The 22193-nt window shown below is 62.2% G+C and carries 17 protein-coding genes; 9 read left to right on the forward strand and 8 right to left on the reverse strand.

What is annotated here, in order from left to right; translation table 11 throughout:
- The first annotated feature begins 68 nt into the window (after window positions 1-68).
- Complete coding sequence (locus ACGJAX_RS25300) at window positions 69-1349, forward strand: haloacid dehalogenase-like hydrolase (protein ID WP_390956586.1); 1281 nt, start codon at window positions 69-71, stop codon at window positions 1347-1349.
- Between the two features lie 192 nt (window positions 1350-1541).
- On the opposite strand, the gene ACGJAX_RS25305 is transcribed toward ACGJAX_RS25300, so the two are convergent.
- Complete coding sequence (locus ACGJAX_RS25305) at window positions 1542-1931, reverse strand: cytochrome c family protein (protein ID WP_390956587.1); 390 nt, start codon at window positions 1929-1931, stop codon at window positions 1542-1544.
- A 245-nt stretch (window positions 1932-2176) separates the two neighbouring features.
- Here ACGJAX_RS25305 and ACGJAX_RS25310 point away from each other — a divergent pair, with 245 nt between their 5' ends.
- Window positions 2177-2482 (forward strand): NIPSNAP family protein, encoded by a 306-nt coding sequence (locus ACGJAX_RS25310; protein WP_390956588.1) that lies wholly within the window; start codon window positions 2177-2179, stop codon window positions 2480-2482.
- Window positions 2483-2510: 28 nt separating this feature from the next.
- Here ACGJAX_RS25310 and ACGJAX_RS25315 read toward each other — a convergent pair whose 3' ends face one another.
- The 5 genes from ACGJAX_RS25315 to speB form a co-directional block, all read right to left on the reverse strand.
- Window positions 2511-2969 carry an N-acetyltransferase gene (locus ACGJAX_RS25315; protein WP_247258241.1) on the reverse strand — a complete coding sequence of 153 codons (459 nt, stop codon included), beginning with the start codon at window positions 2967-2969 and terminating at the stop codon, window positions 2511-2513.
- 327 nt (window positions 2970-3296) lie between these two features.
- Complete coding sequence (gene betA, locus ACGJAX_RS25320; RefSeq protein WP_090323427.1) at window positions 3297-4985, reverse strand: choline dehydrogenase; 1689 nt, start codon at window positions 4983-4985, stop codon at window positions 3297-3299.
- Window positions 4986-4988: 3 nt separating this feature from the next.
- Entirely contained in the window at window positions 4989-6557 is a 1569-nt protein-coding gene (locus tag ACGJAX_RS25325) for a cytosine permease (RefSeq protein WP_248915235.1), read from the reverse strand.
- A gap of 141 nt (window positions 6558-6698) precedes the next feature.
- Window positions 6699-8207, reverse strand: a complete 1509-nt coding sequence (locus ACGJAX_RS25330) for an aldehyde dehydrogenase family protein (RefSeq protein WP_390956589.1) — start codon at window positions 8205-8207, stop codon at window positions 6699-6701.
- Between the two features lie 53 nt (window positions 8208-8260).
- Complete coding sequence (gene speB, locus ACGJAX_RS25335) at window positions 8261-9259, reverse strand: agmatinase (protein WP_090323432.1); 999 nt, start codon at window positions 9257-9259, stop codon at window positions 8261-8263.
- Window positions 9260-9410: 151 nt separating this feature from the next.
- Here speB and ACGJAX_RS25340 point away from each other — a divergent pair, with 151 nt between their 5' ends.
- The 7 genes from ACGJAX_RS25340 (at window position 9411) to ACGJAX_RS25370 (ending at window position 19579) form a co-directional block, all read left to right on the forward strand.
- A complete protein-coding gene (locus tag ACGJAX_RS25340) occupies window positions 9411-10334 on the forward strand; it encodes a LysR family transcriptional regulator (RefSeq protein ID WP_090323434.1) in 924 nt (307 codons plus the stop codon).
- A 76-nt stretch (window positions 10335-10410) separates the two neighbouring features.
- Entirely contained in the window at window positions 10411-11919 is a 1509-nt protein-coding gene (locus tag ACGJAX_RS25345) for a sigma 54-interacting transcriptional regulator (RefSeq protein WP_390956590.1), read from the forward strand.
- 435 nt (window positions 11920-12354) lie between these two features.
- Window positions 12355-12738: a glycine cleavage system protein GcvH gene (gene gcvH / locus ACGJAX_RS25350; protein WP_090323437.1), complete on the forward strand. Its 384-nt coding sequence runs from the start codon at window positions 12355-12357 to the stop codon at window positions 12736-12738.
- A 9-nt stretch (window positions 12739-12747) separates the two neighbouring features.
- On the forward strand, window positions 12748-15597 hold the full coding sequence (gcvP, locus tag ACGJAX_RS25355) for an aminomethyl-transferring glycine dehydrogenase (protein ID WP_390956591.1): 2850 nt from the start codon (window positions 12748-12750) through the stop codon (window positions 15595-15597).
- Between the two features lie 158 nt (window positions 15598-15755).
- Window positions 15756-17012: a serine hydroxymethyltransferase gene (gene glyA / locus ACGJAX_RS25360; RefSeq protein WP_247256152.1), complete on the forward strand. Its 1257-nt coding sequence runs from the start codon at window positions 15756-15758 to the stop codon at window positions 17010-17012.
- A 142-nt stretch (window positions 17013-17154) separates the two neighbouring features.
- Window positions 17155-18108: a lipoyl synthase gene (gene lipA, locus ACGJAX_RS25365; protein WP_390956592.1), complete on the forward strand. Its 954-nt coding sequence runs from the start codon at window positions 17155-17157 to the stop codon at window positions 18106-18108.
- A 37-nt stretch (window positions 18109-18145) separates the two neighbouring features.
- Window positions 18146-19579, forward strand: coding sequence for a M15 family metallopeptidase (locus ACGJAX_RS25370; protein ID WP_390956593.1), 1434 nt, complete (start codon window positions 18146-18148; stop codon window positions 19577-19579).
- Between the two features lie 17 nt (window positions 19580-19596).
- Here ACGJAX_RS25370 and ACGJAX_RS25375 read toward each other — a convergent pair whose 3' ends face one another.
- Window positions 19597-20442: a nitrilase-related carbon-nitrogen hydrolase gene (locus ACGJAX_RS25375; protein ID WP_390956594.1), complete on the reverse strand. Its 846-nt coding sequence runs from the start codon at window positions 20440-20442 to the stop codon at window positions 19597-19599.
- Entirely contained in the window at window positions 20439-21938 is a 1500-nt protein-coding gene (locus ACGJAX_RS25380; protein WP_248915382.1) for a cytosine permease, read from the reverse strand. The genes ACGJAX_RS25375 and ACGJAX_RS25380 overlap by 4 nt, the downstream gene beginning before the upstream one ends.
- Window positions 21939-22193 lie beyond the last annotated feature (255 nt).

The raw sequence follows: 22193 nt of genomic DNA on the forward strand, positions 1-22193 counted from the left end.
CGTATTTCGAAACACGCTTTCGCCATCGCCTCGGTTGTAACCTCTCGTCTAGAAGTAGGAGCTATGCCATGCAGCGTCGCCAGTTTCTGAACACCCTCGCCACCGTTTCCGTCGTTTCTCCGCTGTTGTTGTCATCGCGTATAACGCAAGCCGCCACGCCCCCGGCCACACCGAGTGCGCTGGACCCGGCGCGCTGGTCGCCGCTTAACCAAAAGCGTCTGCAGGCGGTGATCGATGAGCACGGCGTCAAAAGTGCGTCCTACCGTCCTGACCAGCGCCCATACGCGGTGTTCGACTGGGACAACACCTGCATCATGAACGACTGTGAAGAAGCGCTGCTGGTCTACCAGATCAATCATTTGCAGTACAAGCTGACGCCCGATGAGTTCGCTGCTGTGGTGCGTCAGGACGTGCCAAACGGCGCGTTCATGAAGGACTACACCACGGTGGACGGCAAGCCGGTCAAGATGGAAGACATCGCCAGCGATGTGGAAGCGGATTACCGCTGGTTGCACGCCAACTACAAGGGGCTCGCTGGCGACAAGAGCCTGGAAGAGATCCAGGCCAGCGAGCAGTACAAGGATTTTCTCGCCAAGCTCTACTTCATGTACGACGCGATCTGCGACAGTTTTCCGGTGGAGATCGGCTACAAGTGGATTCTGTATTTCTACAAGAACATGACCACGGCTGAGTTGCAGGCGATGGCCGAGGCCTCCAACAACTATGCTATCGGCGACGCGCTGCGCAAGGTCAAGTACGAGAGTTCGCGCACATTGCCGGGCAAGGCCGGGGTGGTGGCCGACACCCACTTTCATGGCATCCGCATCCATGAGGAGATTCGTGGCCTGATGCACACGCTGCGCGCCAACGGCATCGACGTCTATGTCAGCACCGCCTCGATCGACGATGTGGTACGCGTGTTCGCAGGCAATCCTCATTACGGATACGGCGTGCCGCCAGAGAACGTGATCGGCCTGCGCATGGCGATGGAAGACGGCAAGTACACCACTCGCTATCAGCCGGAGTGGCACTTCAACTACGGGCCGGGCAAGACCGTCGGCATCAAGAACGTGCTGGTTAAACAGAAGGGCTATGGCCCGGTGTTGGTGGCTGGCGACAGCGACGGCGATGCCTGGATGCTGCGCGACTTCAACGATACGGCGGTAGGGCTGATCGTCAACCGCATGAAGAAGGGCGAGATCGGTGCCGACAGCCAGCAGGCCGCTACCCAGTTGGGCAACCCGAACGCACGCTTCGTCCTCCAGGGGCGCGATGAACACACCGGTCTGATGATTCCAGACGAGAAATCGCTCAAGTACGGCAAAGACGAGCTTAAGTTGCTGGCTTGATGGCACTGTCTGGCGGGTGGCCGACGGCCATCCGCCAGCGTAAGTGCAAGTGCAAGTGCAACTCACCTTGTACCTGCTGACTGCTTTTGACCGTGCTCTGCCGATCAGGGTTACAAAGCGGGCGGGTTAAATCGGATGCAATCGGTGGTCAGGTCGAATGGGTGTTTGAGTTGGGGTAATTTCCCAGGCCTGTCACTGCGCCGGAAAAGTCTGAAGATAGGCCAGCAGATCGTCGATTTTTTCCTGATCGCTGATGCCCCAGAAGATCATCCGTGTACCGGAGACCACGGCTTTGGGGTCTTCGATGTACGCGGCGAGCTTTTCCCGGGTCCAGACCACGCCCGAGGATTTCATGGCGTCGGAGTACTGGTAATCGGTGGTGCTTCCGGCCGTGCGCCCGATGATGCCGTTGAGTTGCGGGCCAAAGAAGGCTCGCGCTGACTCGCCGATCTGATGGCAGCCCCCACACACACGCTTGAACAGTTTGCCGCCCGCCTCGGCATCACCGGCCGCAAAGGCTTGCGGACCCGACAAACCTGCCTGAAGCAGCAAGAAGAAGGTCAGCACCGCAGCTTTGTTCATGTACAGCTCCAGATCAGTAATGAGGCACGGCAAAAAGGGGCGGCCATTTCACCATGTCCAGCGCCTTTATCGAAGGGATTGTTGCGGGTTCATGGGCGAAACGCCTTGCACGCCACCCTGCCTATGAGGGCGAGCTTTTGCTCCCGGCCTCTTGAGCGCAAATCGCTGATGGCAGTCTGATACAGGCCTTGGCAGACTAGTGCCCCTTGTACCCCGGCCTGCACTTTTATAAGGAGAGAAAACTGATGGTCACTTGCTACCTGAAATACGTGCTCGACCCCTACAAGCTCGACGCATTCGAGCACTACGGCAAGCTGTGGATTCCCCTGGTGGAGAAATTCGGTGGCCAGCATCACGGCTACTTCCTGCCGTCCGAGGGCGCCAACAACATTGCCCTGGCGATGTTCACCTTCCCCAGTCTGGCGGCTTACGAAACCTATCGCCAAGAGTCGATGAACGACCCGGCGTGCATCGCCGCGTTCAAGTTCGCCGAAGAAACCCGCTGCATCCTCAGCTATGAGCGCAGTTTCTTCCGGCCGGTGTTCGGTTAAGGACCATCCGCGATTTGAAGCGCCGGGCTCAGCCCTGCTTCAAATCCAGGCAGTAGGTGTAATAGCCCGGATCGCGCACATACCCCAAAGACTCATACAAGCGCTGCGCCGTGTGGTTGTCGGTGGCAGTTTCCAGGGTCATGCCCTTGGCGCCACTCAACCGTGCGAAATCGCGGGCGGTGTTCATCAACAGGGTGCCAACGCCTTTGCCGCGAGCGGCGGGCGCGCTGAACAGGTCGCCGAGCAACCAGGTGCGGTGCGCGTCGATGGAGGAAAAGGTCGGGAACATCTGCACGAAACCCAGGGCTTCGCCGCTGGCGTCCTCGGCATAAAAGATCACCGATTCGTCACGGGCGATGCGCTCGGCGATGAAGTCACGGGATTGCGGCAGGTTCGATGGCTGACCGTAGAAGCCGCGATAGGCGTCGAATAACGGGGCGATCTTGTCGATGTGCGAGGCGTCGGCGCGCAGGGCCTGGATAGCCATGAGGGTGCTCCATTGCGGTCTCAAGGATCTACAGACTAGCAACCACAATGGAACGGAGACGGAAAATCTTTGCCATGTACCGATGACCTGTGGGAGCGAGCCTGCTCGCGATGGCTATGTATGGGCTGGCATCTATGTCGTCTGACCCGACGCTATCGCGGGCAAGCCACGCTCCCACAGGGAATAGTGGTTTTATGCGCATTTTGCATCTGACTAACCATCCCTGTGGGAGTGAGCTTGCTCGCGATGGCTGTGTTTGGGCAGGCATCACGTCGACTGAGCTGACGCTATCACGGGCAAGCCACACCACTCCCACATTAATTAGCGTTACACGCGCACGTTACGCCCCGGCAGGGTCGAACGCTGGCTGTTTTCCCAGTTCTCGACCAGCCCCACCGGCACATCCGACGCCGGCAGCATCTTGCGTCCGCGCACCAGGTCCGACGCCCGTTCGGCGAGCATGATGGTCGGCGCGTTGAGGTTGCCGTTCGGTTCGGTCGGGAACACCGAGGAATCGATCACCCGCAGCCCGGCAATGCCATGCACGCGCAACTCGGAATCCACCACGGCCAATTCGTCCTCGCCCATGCGGCACGAACCGCAAGGGTGATAGGTGCTCTCCAGGTTGTCCCGCACGAACGCATCGAGGTCTTCATCGCTGGTCAGGTGCGCGCCGGGGGCGATTTCGCCATCGCGGAAGCGGTCCATGGCTTTCTGGCCGATGATCTCGCGGGTCAGGCGGATGCAGCGGCGGAAACCTTCGCGGTCCTCTTCGCGCTCCAGGTAGTTGAAGCGGATTTCCGGATGCTCGTAAGGGTCGGCGGAACGCACGCGCACATAGCCGCGACTCTTCGGTTTGTTCGGCCCGGTCAGCACCATGAAACCGTGGCCCTTGATCGGCTTGTTGCCGTCGTAACGCATGGCCGCCGGCAGAAAGTGGAACTGAATGTCCGGCCAGCGCAAACCCTTGTCGGAGCGGATGAAACCACCAGCCTCGAAGTGGTTGGTGGCCCCCAAGCCATCCTTGAACAGCAGCCAGCGCAAACCGATCATCAATTTGCTCAGCGGGTCCATCTTGCTGTTGAGCGTCACCGGTTCCTTGCAGCCGAACTGGATGTACACCTCGGCGTGATCCTGCAGGTTCTCCCCTACCCCCGGCAGGTCATGACGCACATTGATCCCGGCCTTGCGCAGGACCTCGGCCGGGCCGATGCCGGAACGTTGCAGCAGGTGCGGCGAGCCGATGGGCCCGGACGAAATCAGCACTTCCTTGTTGCAATAGACCTGGTGGGTCTGGCCACCGTGGTCATAGATGATGCCCACGGCGCGCTTGCCTTCGAGAATGACCTGGCGGGTCATCGCGTGGGTGATCACCGTCAGGTTCGAACGGTCCATGGCCGGGCGCAGATAGGCATTCGCGGTGGAACAGCGCACACCGTTTTTCACAGTCATGTGCATGGCGCCGAAACCTTCTTGCATGTAGCCGTTGCAGTCATCGGTCTTGATGTAGCCCGCTTCTGCGCCAGCTTCGACCCAGGCCCCGTACAGCGGGTTTTTCATGTGGTTGCCGTTGGTGGTGTGCAGCGGTCCGGTTTGCCCGCGATAGCTGTCACCGCCGGACTCGTAGCTCTCGGCGCGCTTGAAGTACGGCAGGCAGTTTTTATAGCCCCACCCCTGGGCGCCGAGGGATTCCCACTCGTCGAAGTCATAGGCATGACCGCGGATGTACACCAGGCCGTTGATCGACGACGAGCCCCCCAGCACCTTGCCCCGTGGGCAGTGAATGCGACGGCCGTTGAGGTAGGTTTCCGGCTCGGTTTCGTAGCGCCAGTTGTACTTCTTGGTGTTCATCGGGATCGAGAACGCACTGGGCATCTGGATCACTACACTCTTGTCGCTGCCACCGAATTCCAGGACCAGCACCGAGGTGGCCGGATCTTCGCTCAGGCGGTTGGCCAACACACAACCTGCCGAGCCTGCGCCGATGATGATGTAGTCGTATTTTTGCGTAGCCATGATTTATCTCCGGACCGTCGATTCGTTGAAAACGGGCTTCGACGGCTTGGTCAATTTGTCGCCAGTGGTGAATTGCGGGGACGTTTTCTCGATGTGCTGGATGACCGCTTCTTCGCGCTTGAGATCGATCGAGCGGCTCAGCCAGTAGTAGGCCACCCCCGATACGATCAGCCCGACCAGCCAGGCGATGTCGATGCTGCCCAGGGCCTTGGCCAGTGGGCCGACATACACTTCGCGCTGTTCGACGCCGTCGAAGATGTAGAAGAACGGAATCATCGAGACGAAGCCGATGGCGTAAGCGGCGATGCCACGCAGGCCCCAGCTGCCGTAGATGTTGCCGTGGGGCATGAAGAAGTGCGGGATGGCGTAGCGGCCCTTGCGCACGAAGAAGTAGTCGGTGAGGTTGACCGAGGTCCAGGGCACCAGGAAGTACAGCATCACCACCAGGTAGATGCCGAGCACCGACAGGCCTTTGCCGGAACTCTGGATGCTCAGGGCCACGCCCAGTTGCAACAGGATCACGAAGGCGATGGCCAGGATCCGCGCCTTGCGGGTCGGTTCGATGTGCTTGATCGAGTCGACGCAGGTCAGGGTGGTCAGCTTGGCGCTGTAGATGTTCATCGCGATCACCGGCAGGAACGCCAGGATGGTGATCACCACAACGGCCGTGCCCATCAGCGGCGACACGGTGTTGCCGACTTGCCCGAGGGCCACCAGCACATCAGTGGAGTGCAGGTGATCGGCCAGCCAGCCACCCACGGAAATCATCCAGGCACCGGACAACGAAGCGCCCAGGAACACCACCGCGATCAGCTTGCCGCTGGAGGTGTTCTTCGGCAGGTAACGCGAGTAGTCCGATACGTACGGGGCGTAAGCGATGTTGTAGCTCGCCGCGGCCGCAAATTGCGCGATGAAACCGGTCCAGTTGAAACCCAACGGTGCCGGGGCCACTTCTCCGGCACCAAGCGCCGGCAACGCCGCATCCGGCACCCAGCCCATCAGCACCGCCAGGGTCACCAGGCCGTACAGCGGCAACGACAGGTACAGTGCCCATTTGAAGCTGCGGTGCATCCAGTCATGCCCGAGGATCGCCAGCACCGCGGCCGGTATTGTCACCGCCACTGCAATCGCGGCGGGGTTGAAGCCGAATAGCGTGTGCAGTCCCTGCATCATCAGCACGAGGTTGACGATGTTGAAGCCGGCGAACACGAACAGTGTCGCCAACAGCACCAGAATCACCCCGCGATAACCGAACTGCGCGCGGGACTGGATCATCTGTGGCAGACCCAGGTGTGGGCCCTGGGATCCATGAAAGGCCATGAACAGCGTGCCGAACATGATGCCCAGCGTACCGGCCAGCGTGGTCCAGAGCGCGGTCAGGCCGACGCTTGGGCCGACGAAGCCGATGGTCATGGTGAAAAAGGTGAAGTTACCGAGAAACCAGAACGGGCCCTGGCTCGACAGTTTGTCGGTGCGCTCGTTCTCGGGGATGAAGTCAATCGAATGGCTTTCGACGACGATTTTGTCATCGAGGACCGACACGCTCGGGGCGGACTTGGCGTTTGTGTTCATGATGGACTCTTATTGTTGGAAGATCATGACGAAAAAACCGCATTTTTTTCGGGTCCTGTGGCGAGGGAGCTTGCTCCCTCGCCACAGGTGTCCCCTTTGCCTGCCTGGCATTGTCCTTGGTGCCCGGCAGGCCGGAATGACTCAGGGCAGCGTGATCCACACCGCCTTGGTCTCAAGCAGGTAGTCCAGCTGCTCGGCGCCCAGGTCCTTGCCGAACCCGGACTGCTTGTAGCCGCCGAACGGCATCGACGGGTCGAGGGTGCCGTGGGCGTTGACGTAGACCGAGCCTGCCTTCAGACGCGGAATCAGGCTGTGCACCTTGCCCAGTTCATTGGAATACAGGGCCGCCGCCAGGCCATAGGGCGAGTCATTGGCCAGCGCCAGTGCCTGCTCCTCATCGTCGAAGGGTGCGGTGACCAGCACCGGACCGAAAATCTCCTCCTGGACGATGCGCATGTCGTTACGACAATGGGCGAAAATGGTCGGCTCGACGAAGAAGCCAGGGCCCTCGACCGGCTGGCCGCCGTAGACCAGTTGGGCACCCTCTTGCTTGCCGGTTTCGATGTACTCGGTCACGCGCTGCTTTTGCAGGGCCGAGACCAGCGGGCCGATGAAGCAGTCCGGGTCCATCCCCGGCGCGATCTTCAGGGTGCGGGTATAGGCGATCAACTCGCGCAGGAATTGGTCATAGACACTGCTGTGAATATAGGCCCGTGTGCCCGCGTCGCATACCTGTCCCGAGTTGAAAAACACCCCGTTGGCGACCGCCTGCGCCGCCGCCGGAATGTCGGCGTCGGCGAACACGATGACCGGTGATTTGCCACCCAGTTCCAGGGTCAGGCGCTTCATGTCGTCCAGCGCGGCGCGACCCACGGTACGGCCGACCGGGGTCGAACCGGTGAAGGTCAGTTTGTCGATGCCAGGGTGGGTGGCCATGGCCGCGCCGACCACGCTGCCGCGCCCGGTGACGATGTTGATCACCCCGTCCGGGATGCCCGCTTCCTGGACCAGTTCGGCAAAGCGCAGGGCCGACAGCGAAGTCAGCTCAGCCGGTTTGACTACCACGGTGCAACCGGTGGCCAGGGCCGCGCCAAGCTTCCAGGCCATGGTTTGCAGCGGGAAGTTCCACGGCACGATGGCACCGACCACGCCCACCGCTTCCTTGCGGGTGTAGGCCAGGTAATTGCCCGGCAACGACGGCTCGACGGTACGCCCGTGCAGCTTGGTGGCCCAGCCGGCGAAGTAGCGCAGGGTATCGACGGTACCCTGGATATCGACGTCCCTGGCGAAGGCGACCGACTTGCCCATGTCGATCGATTCGATTTCCGCCAGCTCGGCGGCGTTCTGTTCGATCAGGTCGGCCAGGCGTTGCATCAGCCGTTCACGTTCGGCCGGTTTGGCCTGGCGCCAGGCGCCGCCGTCGAACTGGGCGCGGGCGGCTTGCACGGCACGGTCCAGATCAGCGGTGGTGCCCATGGGAATGCGCGTGATCAGGCCTTCGGTGGACGGCTCGATGACTTCGGACGTCTGGCCATCGCTGGCCTCGACCCAGGCGCCGCCGATGAACATTTTCTGGACCTTGCCAAGGAAGGTCTGGGTGGCCTCGGAGACGCCGAATTTTTGCAGGTAACTTTTGACGATCGTGTCCATTTTTATTCTCTCTGCCCGGCAGTCAGGTCCTGCCGGGGTTGCTGGTTTCGATATCAGGCTGGGGTGGCTTCGCTCTGGGCCGCACGCACCTTGCCCCGCTCGTGGAAGATGAAACCGATGCTGTTGAGCAGCAGCTGCGCGGCGAGGATCGAGGTCATCCCGGTCGGGTCGTAGACAGGTGCAACCTCCACCAGGTCCATGCCGACGATGTTGCCTTTGCTGCGCTTGGCCAGGGCCTGGATGATTTCCAGCACTTCGTAGTAGAGGAAGCCGCCGTGGCTCGGGGTGCCGGTGCCGGGGGCGATGGACGGGTCGAAACCGTCGATGTCGATGGTGATGTAGTAGTTGATGTTCTGCGGGATCAGCGCCAGCACGCCTTCGACGCCGAGGCGGCGCACATCGCGCACCGAAAGGATTTTCGAACCGGCTTCGTGGGCGGCTTCGTAGTCGTCGCGGTTGGACGACGAGACGTTGCGGATGCCCATCTGGGTCATACCGACGATGTGGTTCATTTCCGATGCGCGGCGCAGCGGGTTGCCGTGGCCGTAGCGCACGCCGTGACGCTCGTCGACGAAATCCAGGTGCGCATCGAAGTGGATGATGTGGATCGGGCCACGGCCTTCGAAGGCCTTGATGACCGGGGCGTGTACCGAATGATCGCCACCGAGCACCACCGGCATGACACCGGCATCGAGAATCTTGCGCACGGCGTATTCGGTGTTCTTGTTGCTGGTTTCCATATCGGTGTGGACGATGTCGGCATCACCGACGTCGACCATGCGCACGTCGGCGGCGGTCAGGTACATCACGTCGTCTTCGTGGTCGTAGGCACCGGCATGGCCGAAGGAAAACAGCGTCGATGCCTCACGAATCCCGCGTGGTCCGAAGCGTGCGCCGGAGCGCCACTGGGTGCCCATGTCATTGGGCACGCCGAGCACCGCGACGTCGGCATCCAGGGCATCCCAGTCGGTGCACACCGGGGACTTGCCAAAGGTGCAATGACCCACGAATGGCAGGTTCAGGCGACCGGATTCATAACCATTGTTCGACATTTCTAGCCTCTCCACTTCTTGTTATCGGCCTGGCGGACTGCAAGGCGACCGCCGTTGGAGTGACTATGGGCGCAGCTTTTCGTGGAAAAAATGCTAAACATCAGATACTCATATCGGCATTGCCGATGCATCCACAGGCGGGAGGTCCCAGGTGATTCAACTGCACGATGTCGACCTGAAGTTACTCAGGGTCTTTGCCACCATTGTCCGCTGCGGCGGGTTTTCCGCTGCGCAGGCGGCGCTGAACGCCGGCCAGTCGACCATCAGCGAACAGATGACCCATCTGGAAACCCGCCTCGGGGTCAAACTCTGCCAGCGCGGGCGCAGCGGCTTTCGCCTGACCGAGCAAGGCGTGGCGATTCATGAAGCCACCCAGCGCCTGCTCTCGGCGGTGGAAAATTTCTGCATGGACGCCGACGTGCTCAAGCAGCACATCAGCGGCAAGCTCAACCTGGGGATCATCGACACCACCATCACCGACCCCGACTCGCCGATCCCGCGCACCACCCAGCGCTTCGTCTCCCGTGGCCACGATGTGCACCTGAACGTGTACGTCGGCACCCCCGCCGAACTGGAAGAGCGCGTGCTCGACGGGCGACTGCACCTGGCCATCGGGCACTTCCCGATCTACGTGCCGGGCCTGCTGCATTCGCCGCTGTACCAGGAAGCGCTGGGGCTGTATTGCGGGCGGCGGCATCCGCTGTTTGGCAGCAAGGCCGAGGGGGACGAACTGCTCGAAGAGATCGCCGCCAGCCGCATCGTCGTGCGCGGCTACATGCAGCAATACGACCTGGAACACCTGGGCGTGAGCAAGGCGGCGGCGACCGTGGACAACATCGAGGCCCTGGCGATCCTGATCATCTCCGGCGCTTACCTGGGCTTTCTGCCGGCGCATTTTGCCGCGCAGTGGATCAAGACCGGCGAGATGCACCAACTGGCACCCGCCAGTTTGCAGCTGATGTCGCCGTTCGACGTGATCACCCGTCGCGGCACGGCGCCACCGCCGATCCTGCAGGCGTTTCTCGAAGACCTGGCGGCCTGTTCCCGCCAAACGCCAGCACCCGAGAAGCATTGACGGCTCGCCAAATTCAAACGGCGCCCGCCATACTCATCGACGCAACGTTTCGCTTCATCACCGGTCAAGGCCACCTATGCGCATCCACGTCACCTTCATCGACCGCGTCGGCATCACCCAGGAAGTCCTGGCCCTGCTGGGCGGCCGCAGCTTCAACCTCGACGCCGTGGAGATGGTGCCGCCGAACGTCTACATCGATGCCCCGACCCTCGGCGCCGAAGTGCTGGAGGAGTTGCGCGAAGCCCTCTTCGGCGTGCGTGGCGTGCAAGCGGTGACCCTGGTCGACATCCTTCCGGGACAACGCCGTCGCCTGCAACTGGATGCCTTGCTCGCCGCCAGTTCCGACCCGGTGCTCGCGGTGGATGATCGCGGTCATGTGCTGCTGGCCAACCCGGCCTTGATCGCCTTGTGCGGTCGCGAGCCGGCCGGTGAATCCCTGGGCACGCTGTTCGATGATCCCGACTTGCAACCGACGCTGATCGCCCACGGCTTTCGTCTGCCCATGCGCGAAGTCAGCCTCGGCGGCCACACCTTGCTGCTCGACGCCATGCCGATCACCGATGCCGGCGCCCTGCTCACCCTCTATCAACCGAACCGCATCGGCGAACGCCTGTCGGCGCTGCACCACGATCACGCCGAAGGCTTCGATGCGCTGCTGGGCGAATCGCCGCCGATCCGTGCGCTGAAAGCCCGGGCCCAGCGGGTCGCGGCCCTCGATGCGCCGCTGCTGATCCAGGGCGAAACCGGCACTGGCAAGGAACTGGTGGCCCGCGCCTGCCACGCCATCAGCGGTCGTCGCGACAAGCCGTTCCTGGCCCTCAATTGCGCGGCACTGCCGGAGAGCCTGGCCGAAAGCGAGCTGTTCGGCTACGCCCCCGGCGCCTTCACCGGTGCCCAGCGCGGCGGCAAACTCGGGCTGCTGGAGCTGGCCGATCAGGGCACGGTGTTCCTCGACGAAGTGGGGGAAATGTCGCCGTACCTGCAAGCCAAGTTATTGCGCTTTTTGAGCGATGGTTGCTTCCGCCGGGTGGGTGGTGATCGCGAGGTCAAAGTCAACGTGCGGATCCTCAGCGCGACCCACCGCGACCTGGAAAAAATGGTCAGCGAAGGGCACTTTCGCGAAGACCTGTTCTATCGCCTCAACGTGCTCAACCTGCAAGTGCCGCCGCTGCGCGAACGCGGCCATGACATCCTGCTGATGGCCCAGCACTTCATGCAGCAAGCGTGCGCGCAGATCCAGCGGCCGGTCTGCCGCCTGGCGCCGAGCACCTTTCCCGCCCTGCTCGGCAACCGCTGGCCGGGTAACGTCCGCCAGCTGCAAAACGTGATCTTCCGCGCGGCGGCGATTTGCGAAACCCCCTTGGTCGACCTCGACGACCTCGACATTGCCAGGACCGCTGTGGAGCGCCGGAACGATGGCGAGGTGGGCAGCCTGGAAGAGGCTGTCGAAGGTTTTGAAAAGGACCTGCTTGAGCAGTTGTATCGCAGCTATCCGTCCAGTCGATTGCTCGCGGCACGCTTGCAAACCTCCCATAGCGCCATCGCCGTTCGCTTGCGCAAGTACGGGATTCCCAACAAGGCCTGACAGCCAGTTTCAGCAACACTGAAAATCCCTGTGGGAGCGGGCTTGCCCGCGATGAGGCCATGTCAGTCACCATTTTCGTTACCTGACACACCACAATCGCTGCGATGCGGCGACCCGACAAGCCCGCTCCCACAGGGTTCGAGTGTCATCCAACAATGTATGAAAATCGATACAGCGTATCGAATCCAAGACAAAACCACCTCAACCCGTCTGGCCCGGACTCCGCCCCCTGTTGCTGGCCTGCCTGTATTGATTTCAATACACGAGCAAACCGCAAAACTGCCAAATTAATCATCAACACATTGATTTATAACAATAAATAAACATTGGCACCGCCCTTGCTATCACTCCTTCAGCCACGCTCGCCACCCAACCGAGCCTGCCCATCGTCATTCGCCATTTGTAGCGAATGAGTCAGAACAATGAGGAGTAGATATGAGCGAATTGCGTTTTACCGTCGACCACGAATGGCTGCGCACCGAAGCTGACGGCACGGTGACCGTTGGCATCACGGCGTTTGCCCAACAGGCACTGGGGGATGTGGTGTTTGTCCAGGTGCCTGAACTGGGCGGCTTCGACGCCGGGACCGAAGTGTCGGTGCTGGAGTCGGTGAAGGCCGCCAGCAGCATCGGCATGCCGCTGGACGGTGAGGTGGTGGAAGTGAATTCGGCGCTCGACGCTAACCCTGAGCTGGTCAACGAAGATCCGCTGGGCGAAGGCTGGTTCTTCCGCTTCCAGCCTGCTGACGCGTCGGCGATTTCCCGCTTGCTCGATCAAGCCGCTTACGAACGCCTGATCCAAGACCAGACCGACGCGTGAGGATTCAGTATGACCACCCTCCTCGACACCCGTAACGAATTCATCGCCCGCCACATCGGCCCGCACGCCGGCGACGAGCAAGCCATGCTCAACAGCCTCGGCTTCGATTCCCTCGAAGCCCTGAGCGCCAGCGTGATTCCCGACAGCATCAAGGGCACCAGCGTGCTGGGCCTGGAAGACGGCCTGAGCGAAGCCGATGCATTGGCGATGATCAAATCCATCGCCGGCAAGAACCAGCTGTTCAAGACCTACATCGGCCAGGGTTACTACGGCACGCACACGCCGTCGCCGATCCTGCGCAACCTGCTGGAAAACCCGGCCTGGTACACCGCCTACACCCCGTACCAGCCGGAAATTTCCCAGGGTCGCCTCGAAGCGCTGCTGAACTTCCAGACCCTGATCAGCGACCTCACCGGCCTGCCGATCGCCAACGCCTCGCTGCTCGACGAAGCCACCGCCGCCGCCGAAGCCATGACCTTCTGCAAGCGCCTGAGCAAGAACAAGGGCAGCCACCAGTTCTTCGCCTCCGTGCATTGCCACCCGCAGACCCTCGACGTGCTGCGCACCCGTGCCGAGCCGTTGGGCATCGAGGTGGTGGTTGGCGACGAGCACGAACTGAGCGACGTGACCCCGTTCTTCGGCGCCCTGCTGCAGTACCCGGCGAGCAACGGTGACGTGTTCGACTACCGCGCATTGACCGAGCGTTTCCACGCCGCCAACGCCCTGGTGGCCGTGGCCGCCGACCTGCTGGCCCTGACCCTGCTGACCCCGCCGGGCGAGTTCGGTGCCGACGTGGCCATCGGCAGCGCCCAACGCTTCGGCGTGCCGCTGGGCTTCGGTGGCCCGCACGCGGCGTACTTCTCCACCAAGGATGCGTTCAAGCGCGACATGCCGGGCCGTCTGGTCGGTGTCTCGGTGGACCGTTTCGGCAAGCCGGCGCTGCGCCTGGCGATGCAGACCCGCGAGCAACACATCCGCCGCGAGAAGGCCACTTCCAACATCTGCACCGCCCAGGTGCTGCTGGCCAACATCGCCAGCATGTACGCCGTGTACCACGGCCCGAAAGGCCTGACGCAGATTGCCAACCGCGTGCATCAGCTGACCGCGATCCTGGCCAAGGGCTTGAGCGCCTTGGGCCTGAACATTGAGCAGGAAAACTTCTTCGACACGCTGACGATCAAGACCGGCGCGAACACCGCCGCGCTGCACGACCAGGCGCGCACCCAACAGATCAATCTGCGCGTGATCGATGCCGAGCGTCTGGGCCTGTCCCTCGACGAAACCAGCACCCAGGCCGACGTGGAAACCCTGTGGGCCTTGCTGTCCAATGGCAAAACCCTGCCGGACTTCGCCGCCCTCGCCGCTTCGACCCAAGCGACCATCCCGGCCGCGCTGGTGCGTCAGTCGCCGATCCTCAGCCACCCGGTGTTCAACCGTTATCACTCGGAAACCGAGCTGATGCGCTACCTGCGCAAACTCGCGGACAAGGACCTGGCGCTCGATCGCACCATGATCCCGCTGGGCTCGTGCACCATGAAACTCAACGCCGCCAGCGAGATGATCCCGGTGACCTGGGCCGAGTTCGGCGCCCTGCACCCATTCGCCCCGGCCGAGCAAAGCGCCGGCTATCAGCAGCTGACCGACGAACTGGAAGCGATGCTCTGCGCCGCCACCGGTTACGACTCGATCTCCCTGCAGCCGAACGCCGGTTCCCAAGGCGAGTACGCCGGCCTGCTGGCGATTCGCGCCTACCACCAGAGCCGTGGCGAAGACCGCCGCGACATCTGCCTGATCCCGTCCTCGGCCCACGGCACCAACCCGGCCACTGCCCAGATGGCCGGCATGCGCGTCGTCGTGACCGCCTGCGATGCCCGTGGCAACGTCGACATCGAAGACCTGCGCGCCAAGGCCATCGAGCACCGCGAACACCTCGCCGCATTGATGATCACCTACCCCTCGACCCACGGCGTGTTCGAGGAAGGCATCCGCGAAATCTGCGGCATCATTCATGACCACGGCGGCCAGGTGTACATCGACGGCGCCAACATGAACGCCATGGTCGGCCTCTGCGCCCCGGGCAAGTTCGGCGGCGACGTGTCGCACCTGAACCTGCACAAGACCTTCTGCATTCCCCACGGCGGTGGCGGCCCGGGCGTCGGCCCGATTGGCGTGAAATCGCACCTGGCGCCGTTCCTGCCAGGCCACGCGCAAATGGCGCGCAAAGAAGGCGCGGTGTGCGCCGCGCCGTTCGGCAGCGCGAGCATCCTGCCGATCACCTGGATGTACATCCGCATGATGGGCGGCGCCGGTCTCAAGCGCGCCTCGCAGCTGGCGATCCTCAACGCCAACTACATTTCCCGTCGCCTCGAAGAGCACTACCCGGTGCTCTACACCGGCAGCAACGGCCTGGTGGCGCACGAGTGCATCCTCGACCTGCGTCCGCTAAAAGACAGCAGCGGCATCAGCGTCGACGACGTGGCCAAGCGCCTGATCGACTTCGGCTTCCACGCCCCGACCATGTCCTTCCCGGTGGCCGGCACGCTGATGATCGAGCCGACCGAAAGCGAATCCAAGGAAGAACTGGACCGCTTCTGCGACGCCATGATCCGCATCCGCGAAGAAATCCGCGCGGTGGAAAACGGCAGCCTGGACAAGGACGACAACCCGTTGAAAAACGCCCCGCATACCGCGGCGGAGCTGGTGGGCGAGTGGTCGCATCCGTATAGCCGGGAGCAGGCGGTTTATCCGTTGGAAACCTTGATCGATGCCAAGTACTGGCCGCCCGTAGGCCGGGTCGACAACGTCTTCGGCGACCGCAACCTGATCTGCGCCTGCCCGTCGATGGCCGAGTACGCCTGAGAACACCGCATCAACCTGTAGGAGCAAGCTTGCTCGCGATGGGCTCCAGAGCGCCGCTGGGCATCTGGTTCCCTGCGTCATCGTTAACGACCATCGCGAGCAGGCTCGCTCCTACAGAAGAGCAGCCCCCTATTCAAGAACAACCAGAGGACTTCACCATGTTCAGCAAACACGACCAGATCAAAGGCTACGACGACGAACTGCTGGCGGCGATGAACGCCGAGGATGCGCGGCAGGAACACCACATCGAATTGATCGCCTCGGAAAACTACACCAGCCAGCGGGTGATGGAAGCCCAAGGCAGCGGCCTGACCAACAAGTACGCCGAAGGCTATCCGGGCAAGCGTTACTACGGCGGCTGCGAGCACGTCGACGTGGTCGAGCAACTGGCGATCGATCGCGCCAAACAACTCTTCGGCGCCGATTACGCCAACGTCCAGCCACACTCCGGCAGCCAGGCCAACGCGGCGGTCTATCTGGCCTTGCTACAGCCCGGCGACACCGTGCTGGGCATGAGCCTGGCCCACGGCGGCCACCTGACCCACGGCGCCAAGGTCAGCTTTTCCGGCAAGCTGTACAACGCCGTGCAGTACGGCATCGACACCGCCACCGGCCTGATCGATTACGACGAAGTCGAGCGTCTGGCCGTCGAGCACCAGCCGAAGATGATCATTGCCGGGTTCTCGGCTTACTCCAAGACCCTGGATTTCCCGCGTTTTCGTGAGATCGCCGACAAGGTGGGCGCCTATCTGTTCGTCGACATGGCCCACGTCGCCGGGCTGGTGGCGACCGGTCTGTACCCCAACCCGATCCCGTTTGCCGACGTGGTGACCACCACCACCCACAAGACCCTGCGCGGTCCCCGTGGCGGGCTGATTCTGGCCAGGGCCAATGCGGAACTGGAGAAGAAACTCAACGCCGCCGTGTTCCCCGGCGGTCAGGGCGGCCCGTTGATGCACGTGATCGCCGCCAAGGCCGTGTGCTTCAAGGAAGCGCTGGAGCCGGCCTTCAAGGCTTATCAGGCGCAAGTGATCCGCAACGCCCAGGCCATGGCCAAGGTGTTTATCGAGCGCGGGTATGACGTGGTGTCCGGTGGGACTGACAACCACCTGTTCCTGGTCAGCCTGATCCGCCAGGGCCTGACCGGCAAAGACGCCGACGCCGCCCTCGGCCGTGCCGGCATCACCGTGAACAAGAACGCCGTGCCCAACGATCCGCAATCGCCGTTCGTGACGTCCGGGTTGCGCATTGGCACCCCGGCCATCACCAGCCGTGGTTTCAAGGAAGCCCAGAGCATTGAGCTGGCAGGCTGGATCTGCGACATCCTCGACCACCTCGGCGATGCCGATGTCGAGGCCCAGGTGGCGCGGCAAGCGGCGGCGATGTGCTCGGACTTCCCGGTCTATCGCGACTGATTGCACAGCAATAACCCTGTAGGCGCGGGCCTGCTCGCGATGGACGTAAAGCTGATGCGTTTTCGTCAGAAAGCCCGCGTTATCGTTAGCGACCATCGCGATCGGGCTCGCTCCCACAATTCTGCGTACATAAGGAAAGAATATGAGCGTTGAAGTCGGCACCAAACTGCGCGGCGCAGATAAAGTCGCGCGGATTCCGGTCAAGATCATCCCGACCGATGAGTTTGCGCGTAAACCGGACTGGATCCGCGTACGCATGCCGATCTCTCCCGAGGTCGAGCGCATCAAACAATTGCTGCGCAAACACAAGCTGCACAGTGTCTGTGAAGAAGCCTCGTGCCCCAACCTCGGCGAGTGTTTTTCCGGCGGCACCGCGACCTTCATGATCATGGGCGACATCTGCACCCGGCGCTGCCCGTTCTGCGACGTGGGCCACGGTCGGCCGAAACCGCTGGACGTCGATGAACCGACCAACCTCGCCGTGGCCATCGCCGAATTGCGCCTCAAGTACGTCGTGATCACTTCGGTGGACCGCGATGACCTGCGCGACGGCGGCGCCCAACACTTTGTCGATTGCCTGCGGGAGATCCGCAAACTCTCGCCGGGCATACAACTGGAAACCCTGGTGCCGGACTATCGTGGACGCATGGACGTGGCCCTGGCGATCACCGCCAGCGAGCCGCCCGATGTGTTCAACCACAACCTGGAGACTGTTCCGCGCCTGTACAAGGCCGCGCGGCCAGGTTCGGATTTCGAGTGGTCGCTGGATCTGCTGCAGAACTTCAAGCACCGGGTGCCGCATGTTCCGAGCAAGTCCGGGCTGATGCTGGGCCTGGGTGAAACCGACGCGGAAGTCATCGAGGTGATGCAGCGCATGCGTGAACACGATATCGACATGCTCACCCTCGGCCAGTACCTGCAACCCTCGCGCAGCCACCTGCCGGTGCAGCGCTTCGTCCACCCGGACGTGTTTGCCTGGTTCGCCGAGGAAGGCGCGCGGATGGGCTTCAAGAACGTCGCCTCCGGGCCGCTGGTGCGTTCGTCCTATCATGCCGATCAACAACTGCATGGAGGTGCGGCGGGAATCACGCCATGATGGGCTGACTTGCCATGCCTTTCGGAGACCCGGCCCGATGCCCTTTGCAATTCGAACGTTGCTCCTGTCACTGAGCCTCACCCTGCCCTGTCTCGTCGGTGCAGGCGAGACGGTCAGCACCAGGCCCGAACACATGGTCTACCTGCGCACCATCGATCCGGGCATCGCGCAGGACATCCGCTACGCCAGCGCCCACAACTTCACCGGACACCCGCTCGACGGTTATGCGGCACCGGAGTGCCTGTTGTCGATCAATGCCGCCAAGGCCCTGGCCCGGGTGCAAAAGGACCTGCAGGCGCAAGGTTACGGCCTGAAGGTCTTCGACTGTTATCGGCCCAGCCGCGCGGTCGCCGACATGGGGCGCTTCGCCACCGAGCCAGGCGACCCGCGCAAGGCCGAGTTCTACCCACGGGTGGACAAGCAAGACTTCTGGCGCCTGGGCTATGTGGCCCGGGTGTCCAATCACTCCAGGGGCAGCACCGTCGACCTGACCATGACCGGTCCGGACGCCCTGCCCGCCGAAATCTGGACGCCCGCCGCCACCGCCGTCGATTGCACGGCCCCCTACGATCAGCGCTGGCACGACGGCGCCGTCGACATGGGCACCGGTTTCGACTGCTTCGATGAGCGCGCGCACACCGACTCGACGCAAATCAGCGCCACCGCCAAGGCCAATCGCCAGCGACTCACCCGCGCCATGGAGAAAGAAGGCTTCAGCGGCTACTCGGCCGAGTGGTGGCACTTCACCTACAGCGGCGATGCAACGCTGAAAGACGTCATGGATTTCCCCATTACGCCGCTGGCACTGGGGGATGTTCTCAAGACCAGCAATCAACTGATTGTGGTCACCAGCCATAGCTGGACCGACACCCACGCGACCGCTCAGCGTTATGTGCGACAGGGCAACAGCTTTGGCAAATACCAGGCAGCGTTCGATGTGGTGCTGGGCAAGAACGGGCTGGCCTGGGGCAAGGGCCTGGGCCCCGTTGATCAACGCGACGGGCCCATCAAACAGGAAGGCGATGGAAAGGCGCCGGCCGGAATATTCAAACTGGGGACGGCGTTTGGCTACGACACCACCGCTGAAACCCGGCTGCCTTACCTCGCGCTGACAGCCACCACTGAATGTGTGGATGACCGCCACTCCCAACGCTACAACCAGATCGTCGACGGTGCGACGACAGCGAAGGACTGGAGCAGCTCCGAGCAGATGCGCAGCATGGATGAGCTGTACCGAAAAGGCATCGTCATCGAACACAACACGCCAGCCACCCCGGCGGCGGGTTCGTGCATTTTCTTCCACATCTGGCGCAGCCCGGACTCGCCGACGCTGGGCTGCACCGCCATGGATCAAGCCGATATCACTCGGCTGTTCAGTTGGCTGGACCCAAGCCAGGCGCCCCTGCTGATTCAAATGCCCGAGGAGCAATACGAGCAATTGCGCGCCAGCCTGGACCTCCCCGAACGTTGAATGCCAGACGCTGACGGTCAGTCGAGCGAGCTGTCCATCCCGTACAGGTGCGGGCGCCGATCGCGATGCAGGTCATTGCGCTCGCTGATGCGCTTGTTGCGCGCTTCGGCGAGGTTCAGGGTGGCCAGCAAAATCTGCTCACCGCCCTGCTCCGCGGGGCCGGCTACCGGATAGCCGTCGGCGTCGACAATCACCGAGCCCTGCACCCAGCCCACCCCGCGCTCATGGCCGTAGCGGTCACACGCGGCGATGAACAAGCGGTTGACCGAGGCATTGGCCTGCACCCGCAAGACTTCCGCCGGGCGCTCGGTTTGCGGCCGTGGGCCGTCGGGCCAGTTGACCGGGGCACAGAGCAGGTCTGCGCCGGCCAACGCCGGCAGTCGCACCCACTCCGGGAATTCCAGGTCGTAGCAAATCAGCATGCCGATACGCCCGTGGACCGTTTCGATGACCGGCGGTGCTTCACTGCCGGCAGTGAAGATTTCCTTTTCGGCATTCCACAGATGCGCCTTGCGATACACCGCGCGCACACCCTGGGCATCGATCAGCGCCGCACTGTTGGCCAGATCATCACCGCCCAGGTGCTCGCAGAAGCCGCCCACCACGACAAGGTTCAGTTCCCGGGCCAGCGCTTGCCACAGGCGCAGCGTCGGGCCATCGCGGGTTTCCGCCAGGGCCAGGGCTTCGTTGCGGTCGGCGAACAGGTAACCGCTCTGCACCAGTTCCGGCAGTACCACAACCTGCGCCCCCCGCAGCGCCGCCGAGCGAATGGCGCGCTCGGTGAGGCTGCGGTTGTAAGCGAGGTCGCCGATTTTCGGCGCCAACTGGCAGCAAGCGACCAGGGTACTTTTTGCAGTGTTCAACGCCCCGCCTCCACGGTTTGATGGGCCATGGCGACGATGTCTTTTTCGCTGATCCCGTCGATGACCCGGCGCTCGGCGACCAGGTCCAGCGAACGACTGAGGAGGAAATACGTCAGTCCGGACACCACCAGTCCCACCAGCCAGGCAATGTCGACACCTTCAAGCATGCGTGCCAGCGGGCCGACGAACACTTCCTTGTTGGCGGCGGCATCGAAGATGTAGAAGAACGGCACCATCGCGGCAAACCCGATCAGGTACGAGGCGATGCCGCGAAATTGCCAGGCGCCGTAGATACCGTTCGGTGTAAAGAAATGCGGGATCGCGTAGCGGCCTTTGCGCACAAAGAAATAGTCCACCAGATTGACCGCGGTCCAGGGCACGAGGAAGTACAGCAACAAGACCAGGAAGGTGTTCAACAACGCAATGCCGTCACCTTTGATCGACAGCACGCAGGTCAACAGAATCAGGCTGATGACGCTGATCGACAGCACCCGGGCACGGGGCGTCGGGGTGATCTTGCTGATCGAGTCGACACCGGTCAGCAACGTCAGCATGGCGCTATAGGTATTGAGCGCAATGATCGGCAGGAAACCCGCCACTGACACGATCACCAGCAGATTGCCCAACCCCGGGACCATCGAAGAACCGACCTGATTGAGCGCCACCAGCGCGTCCGCCGCTTTCAGTTCCTGGGCAAGCCAGGCCCCGAGGCCGATCATCCAGCTACCCGACAACGAGGCGCCGATGAATACCGCTGCGATCAGTTTCGGCCGGCTGGTGTTTTTCGGCAGGTAACGGGAATAGTCGGAAACGTAAGGCGCATAGGAAATGTTGTAGCTGGCGCCGATGGCAAACAGCGTGGCGAAGGCAATCCAGCTGAAGCCCAGGTCCGTGGCTGGCGTGACGCCCTGGGAACCGGCGCCGAACATCAGCGCGATTGTCACCAGCGCATACAGCGGCAACGTTGCCAGCAACGCCCACTTGAAGGCTTTGTGCATCAAGTCGTGCCCATAGATCGACAGCAGCGCGCCCACGAGTACGACGGCCACGGCGACGAAGGTCGGGTTGATGCCGAACACATGCTCGAGGCCGTTCATGATCAGCGAGATGTTCACCACGTTGAAGCCGACGAACACGAACATCGTCGCCATCAATGCCAGGATCACCCCCCGATAGCCGAACTGGGCACGGGACTGGATCATCTGCGGCAAGCCCATTTCCGGCCCTTGCGAGCCATGGAATGCCATGAAAATGGTGCCGAACATGATACCCAGCGCGCCGGCCAGCATGGTCCACAGCGCCGATAACCCGAGGCTCGGGCCGACAAAGCCGATGGAGATGGTGAAGAAATGGAAATTGCCGAGAAACCAGAATGGCCCCTGGCTGCTGAGCTTGGCGTGGCGTTCGTTTTCCGGGATGTAGTCGATCGAGTGGCCTTCGATGGCCAATCCGCTGCTGGCCTCGGCGGCTTGCGCGGAAAGTGGGGATCCTGACATACGATGATTCCTATGCAGTTGATTGTTTTTGTTGTGGGTGCAGCGGTCGAATCGACGTCCGGGTCAGGTAAAAATCCGGAAAAAGCTGACGATGACCCTGGTTTCCCTGCAATGTATGGCGTTGGTCAGGGCGGTAAAATATCGCAGGCACACTGTTTACATAGATCCACACCTATGTGATTGAACATCGGGAGCGCCCATGCTGGCTTCAGTGGTCATTAGAAAATAAAATGAAGTCATTAGATCTTAAAATGG

Source organism: Pseudomonas moorei, from assembly GCF_042846945.1.
Classification (GTDB): Bacteria; Pseudomonadota; Gammaproteobacteria; order Pseudomonadales; family Pseudomonadaceae; genus Aquipseudomonas; species Aquipseudomonas moorei.

Excerpts from the sequence above, each read along its gene's own strand:
- ACGJAX_RS25300 (WP_390956586.1), top strand. The coding sequence starts at position 69 with ATGCAGCGTCGCCAGTTTCTGAACACCCTCGCCACCGTTTCCGTCGTT.
- ACGJAX_RS25305 (WP_390956587.1), bottom strand. The coding sequence starts at position 1,931 with ATGAACAAAGCTGCGGTGCTGACCTTCTTCTTGCTGCTTCAGGCAGGT.
- ACGJAX_RS25310 (WP_390956588.1), top strand. The coding sequence starts at position 2,177 with ATGGTCACTTGCTACCTGAAATACGTGCTCGACCCCTACAAGCTCGAC.
- ACGJAX_RS25315 (WP_247258241.1), bottom strand. The coding sequence starts at position 2,969 with ATGGCTATCCAGGCCCTGCGCGCCGACGCCTCGCACATCGACAAGATC.
- betA (WP_090323427.1), bottom strand. The coding sequence starts at position 4,985 with ATGGCTACGCAAAAATACGACTACATCATCATCGGCGCAGGCTCGGCA.
- ACGJAX_RS25325 (WP_248915235.1), bottom strand. The coding sequence starts at position 6,557 with ATGAACACAAACGCCAAGTCCGCCCCGAGCGTGTCGGTCCTCGATGAC.
- ACGJAX_RS25330 (WP_390956589.1), bottom strand. The coding sequence starts at position 8,207 with ATGGACACGATCGTCAAAAGTTACCTGCAAAAATTCGGCGTCTCCGAG.
- speB (WP_090323432.1), bottom strand. The coding sequence starts at position 9,259 with ATGTCGAACAATGGTTATGAATCCGGTCGCCTGAACCTGCCATTCGTG.
- ACGJAX_RS25345 (WP_390956590.1), top strand. The coding sequence starts at position 10,411 with ATGCGCATCCACGTCACCTTCATCGACCGCGTCGGCATCACCCAGGAA.
- gcvH (WP_090323437.1), top strand. The coding sequence starts at position 12,355 with ATGAGCGAATTGCGTTTTACCGTCGACCACGAATGGCTGCGCACCGAA.
- gcvP (WP_390956591.1), top strand. The coding sequence starts at position 12,748 with ATGACCACCCTCCTCGACACCCGTAACGAATTCATCGCCCGCCACATC.
- glyA (WP_247256152.1), top strand. The coding sequence starts at position 15,756 with ATGTTCAGCAAACACGACCAGATCAAAGGCTACGACGACGAACTGCTG.
- lipA (WP_390956592.1), top strand. The coding sequence starts at position 17,155 with ATGAGCGTTGAAGTCGGCACCAAACTGCGCGGCGCAGATAAAGTCGCG.
- ACGJAX_RS25370 (WP_390956593.1), top strand. The coding sequence starts at position 18,146 with ATGCCCTTTGCAATTCGAACGTTGCTCCTGTCACTGAGCCTCACCCTG.
- ACGJAX_RS25380 (WP_248915382.1), bottom strand. The coding sequence starts at position 21,938 with ATGTCAGGATCCCCACTTTCCGCGCAAGCCGCCGAGGCCAGCAGCGGA.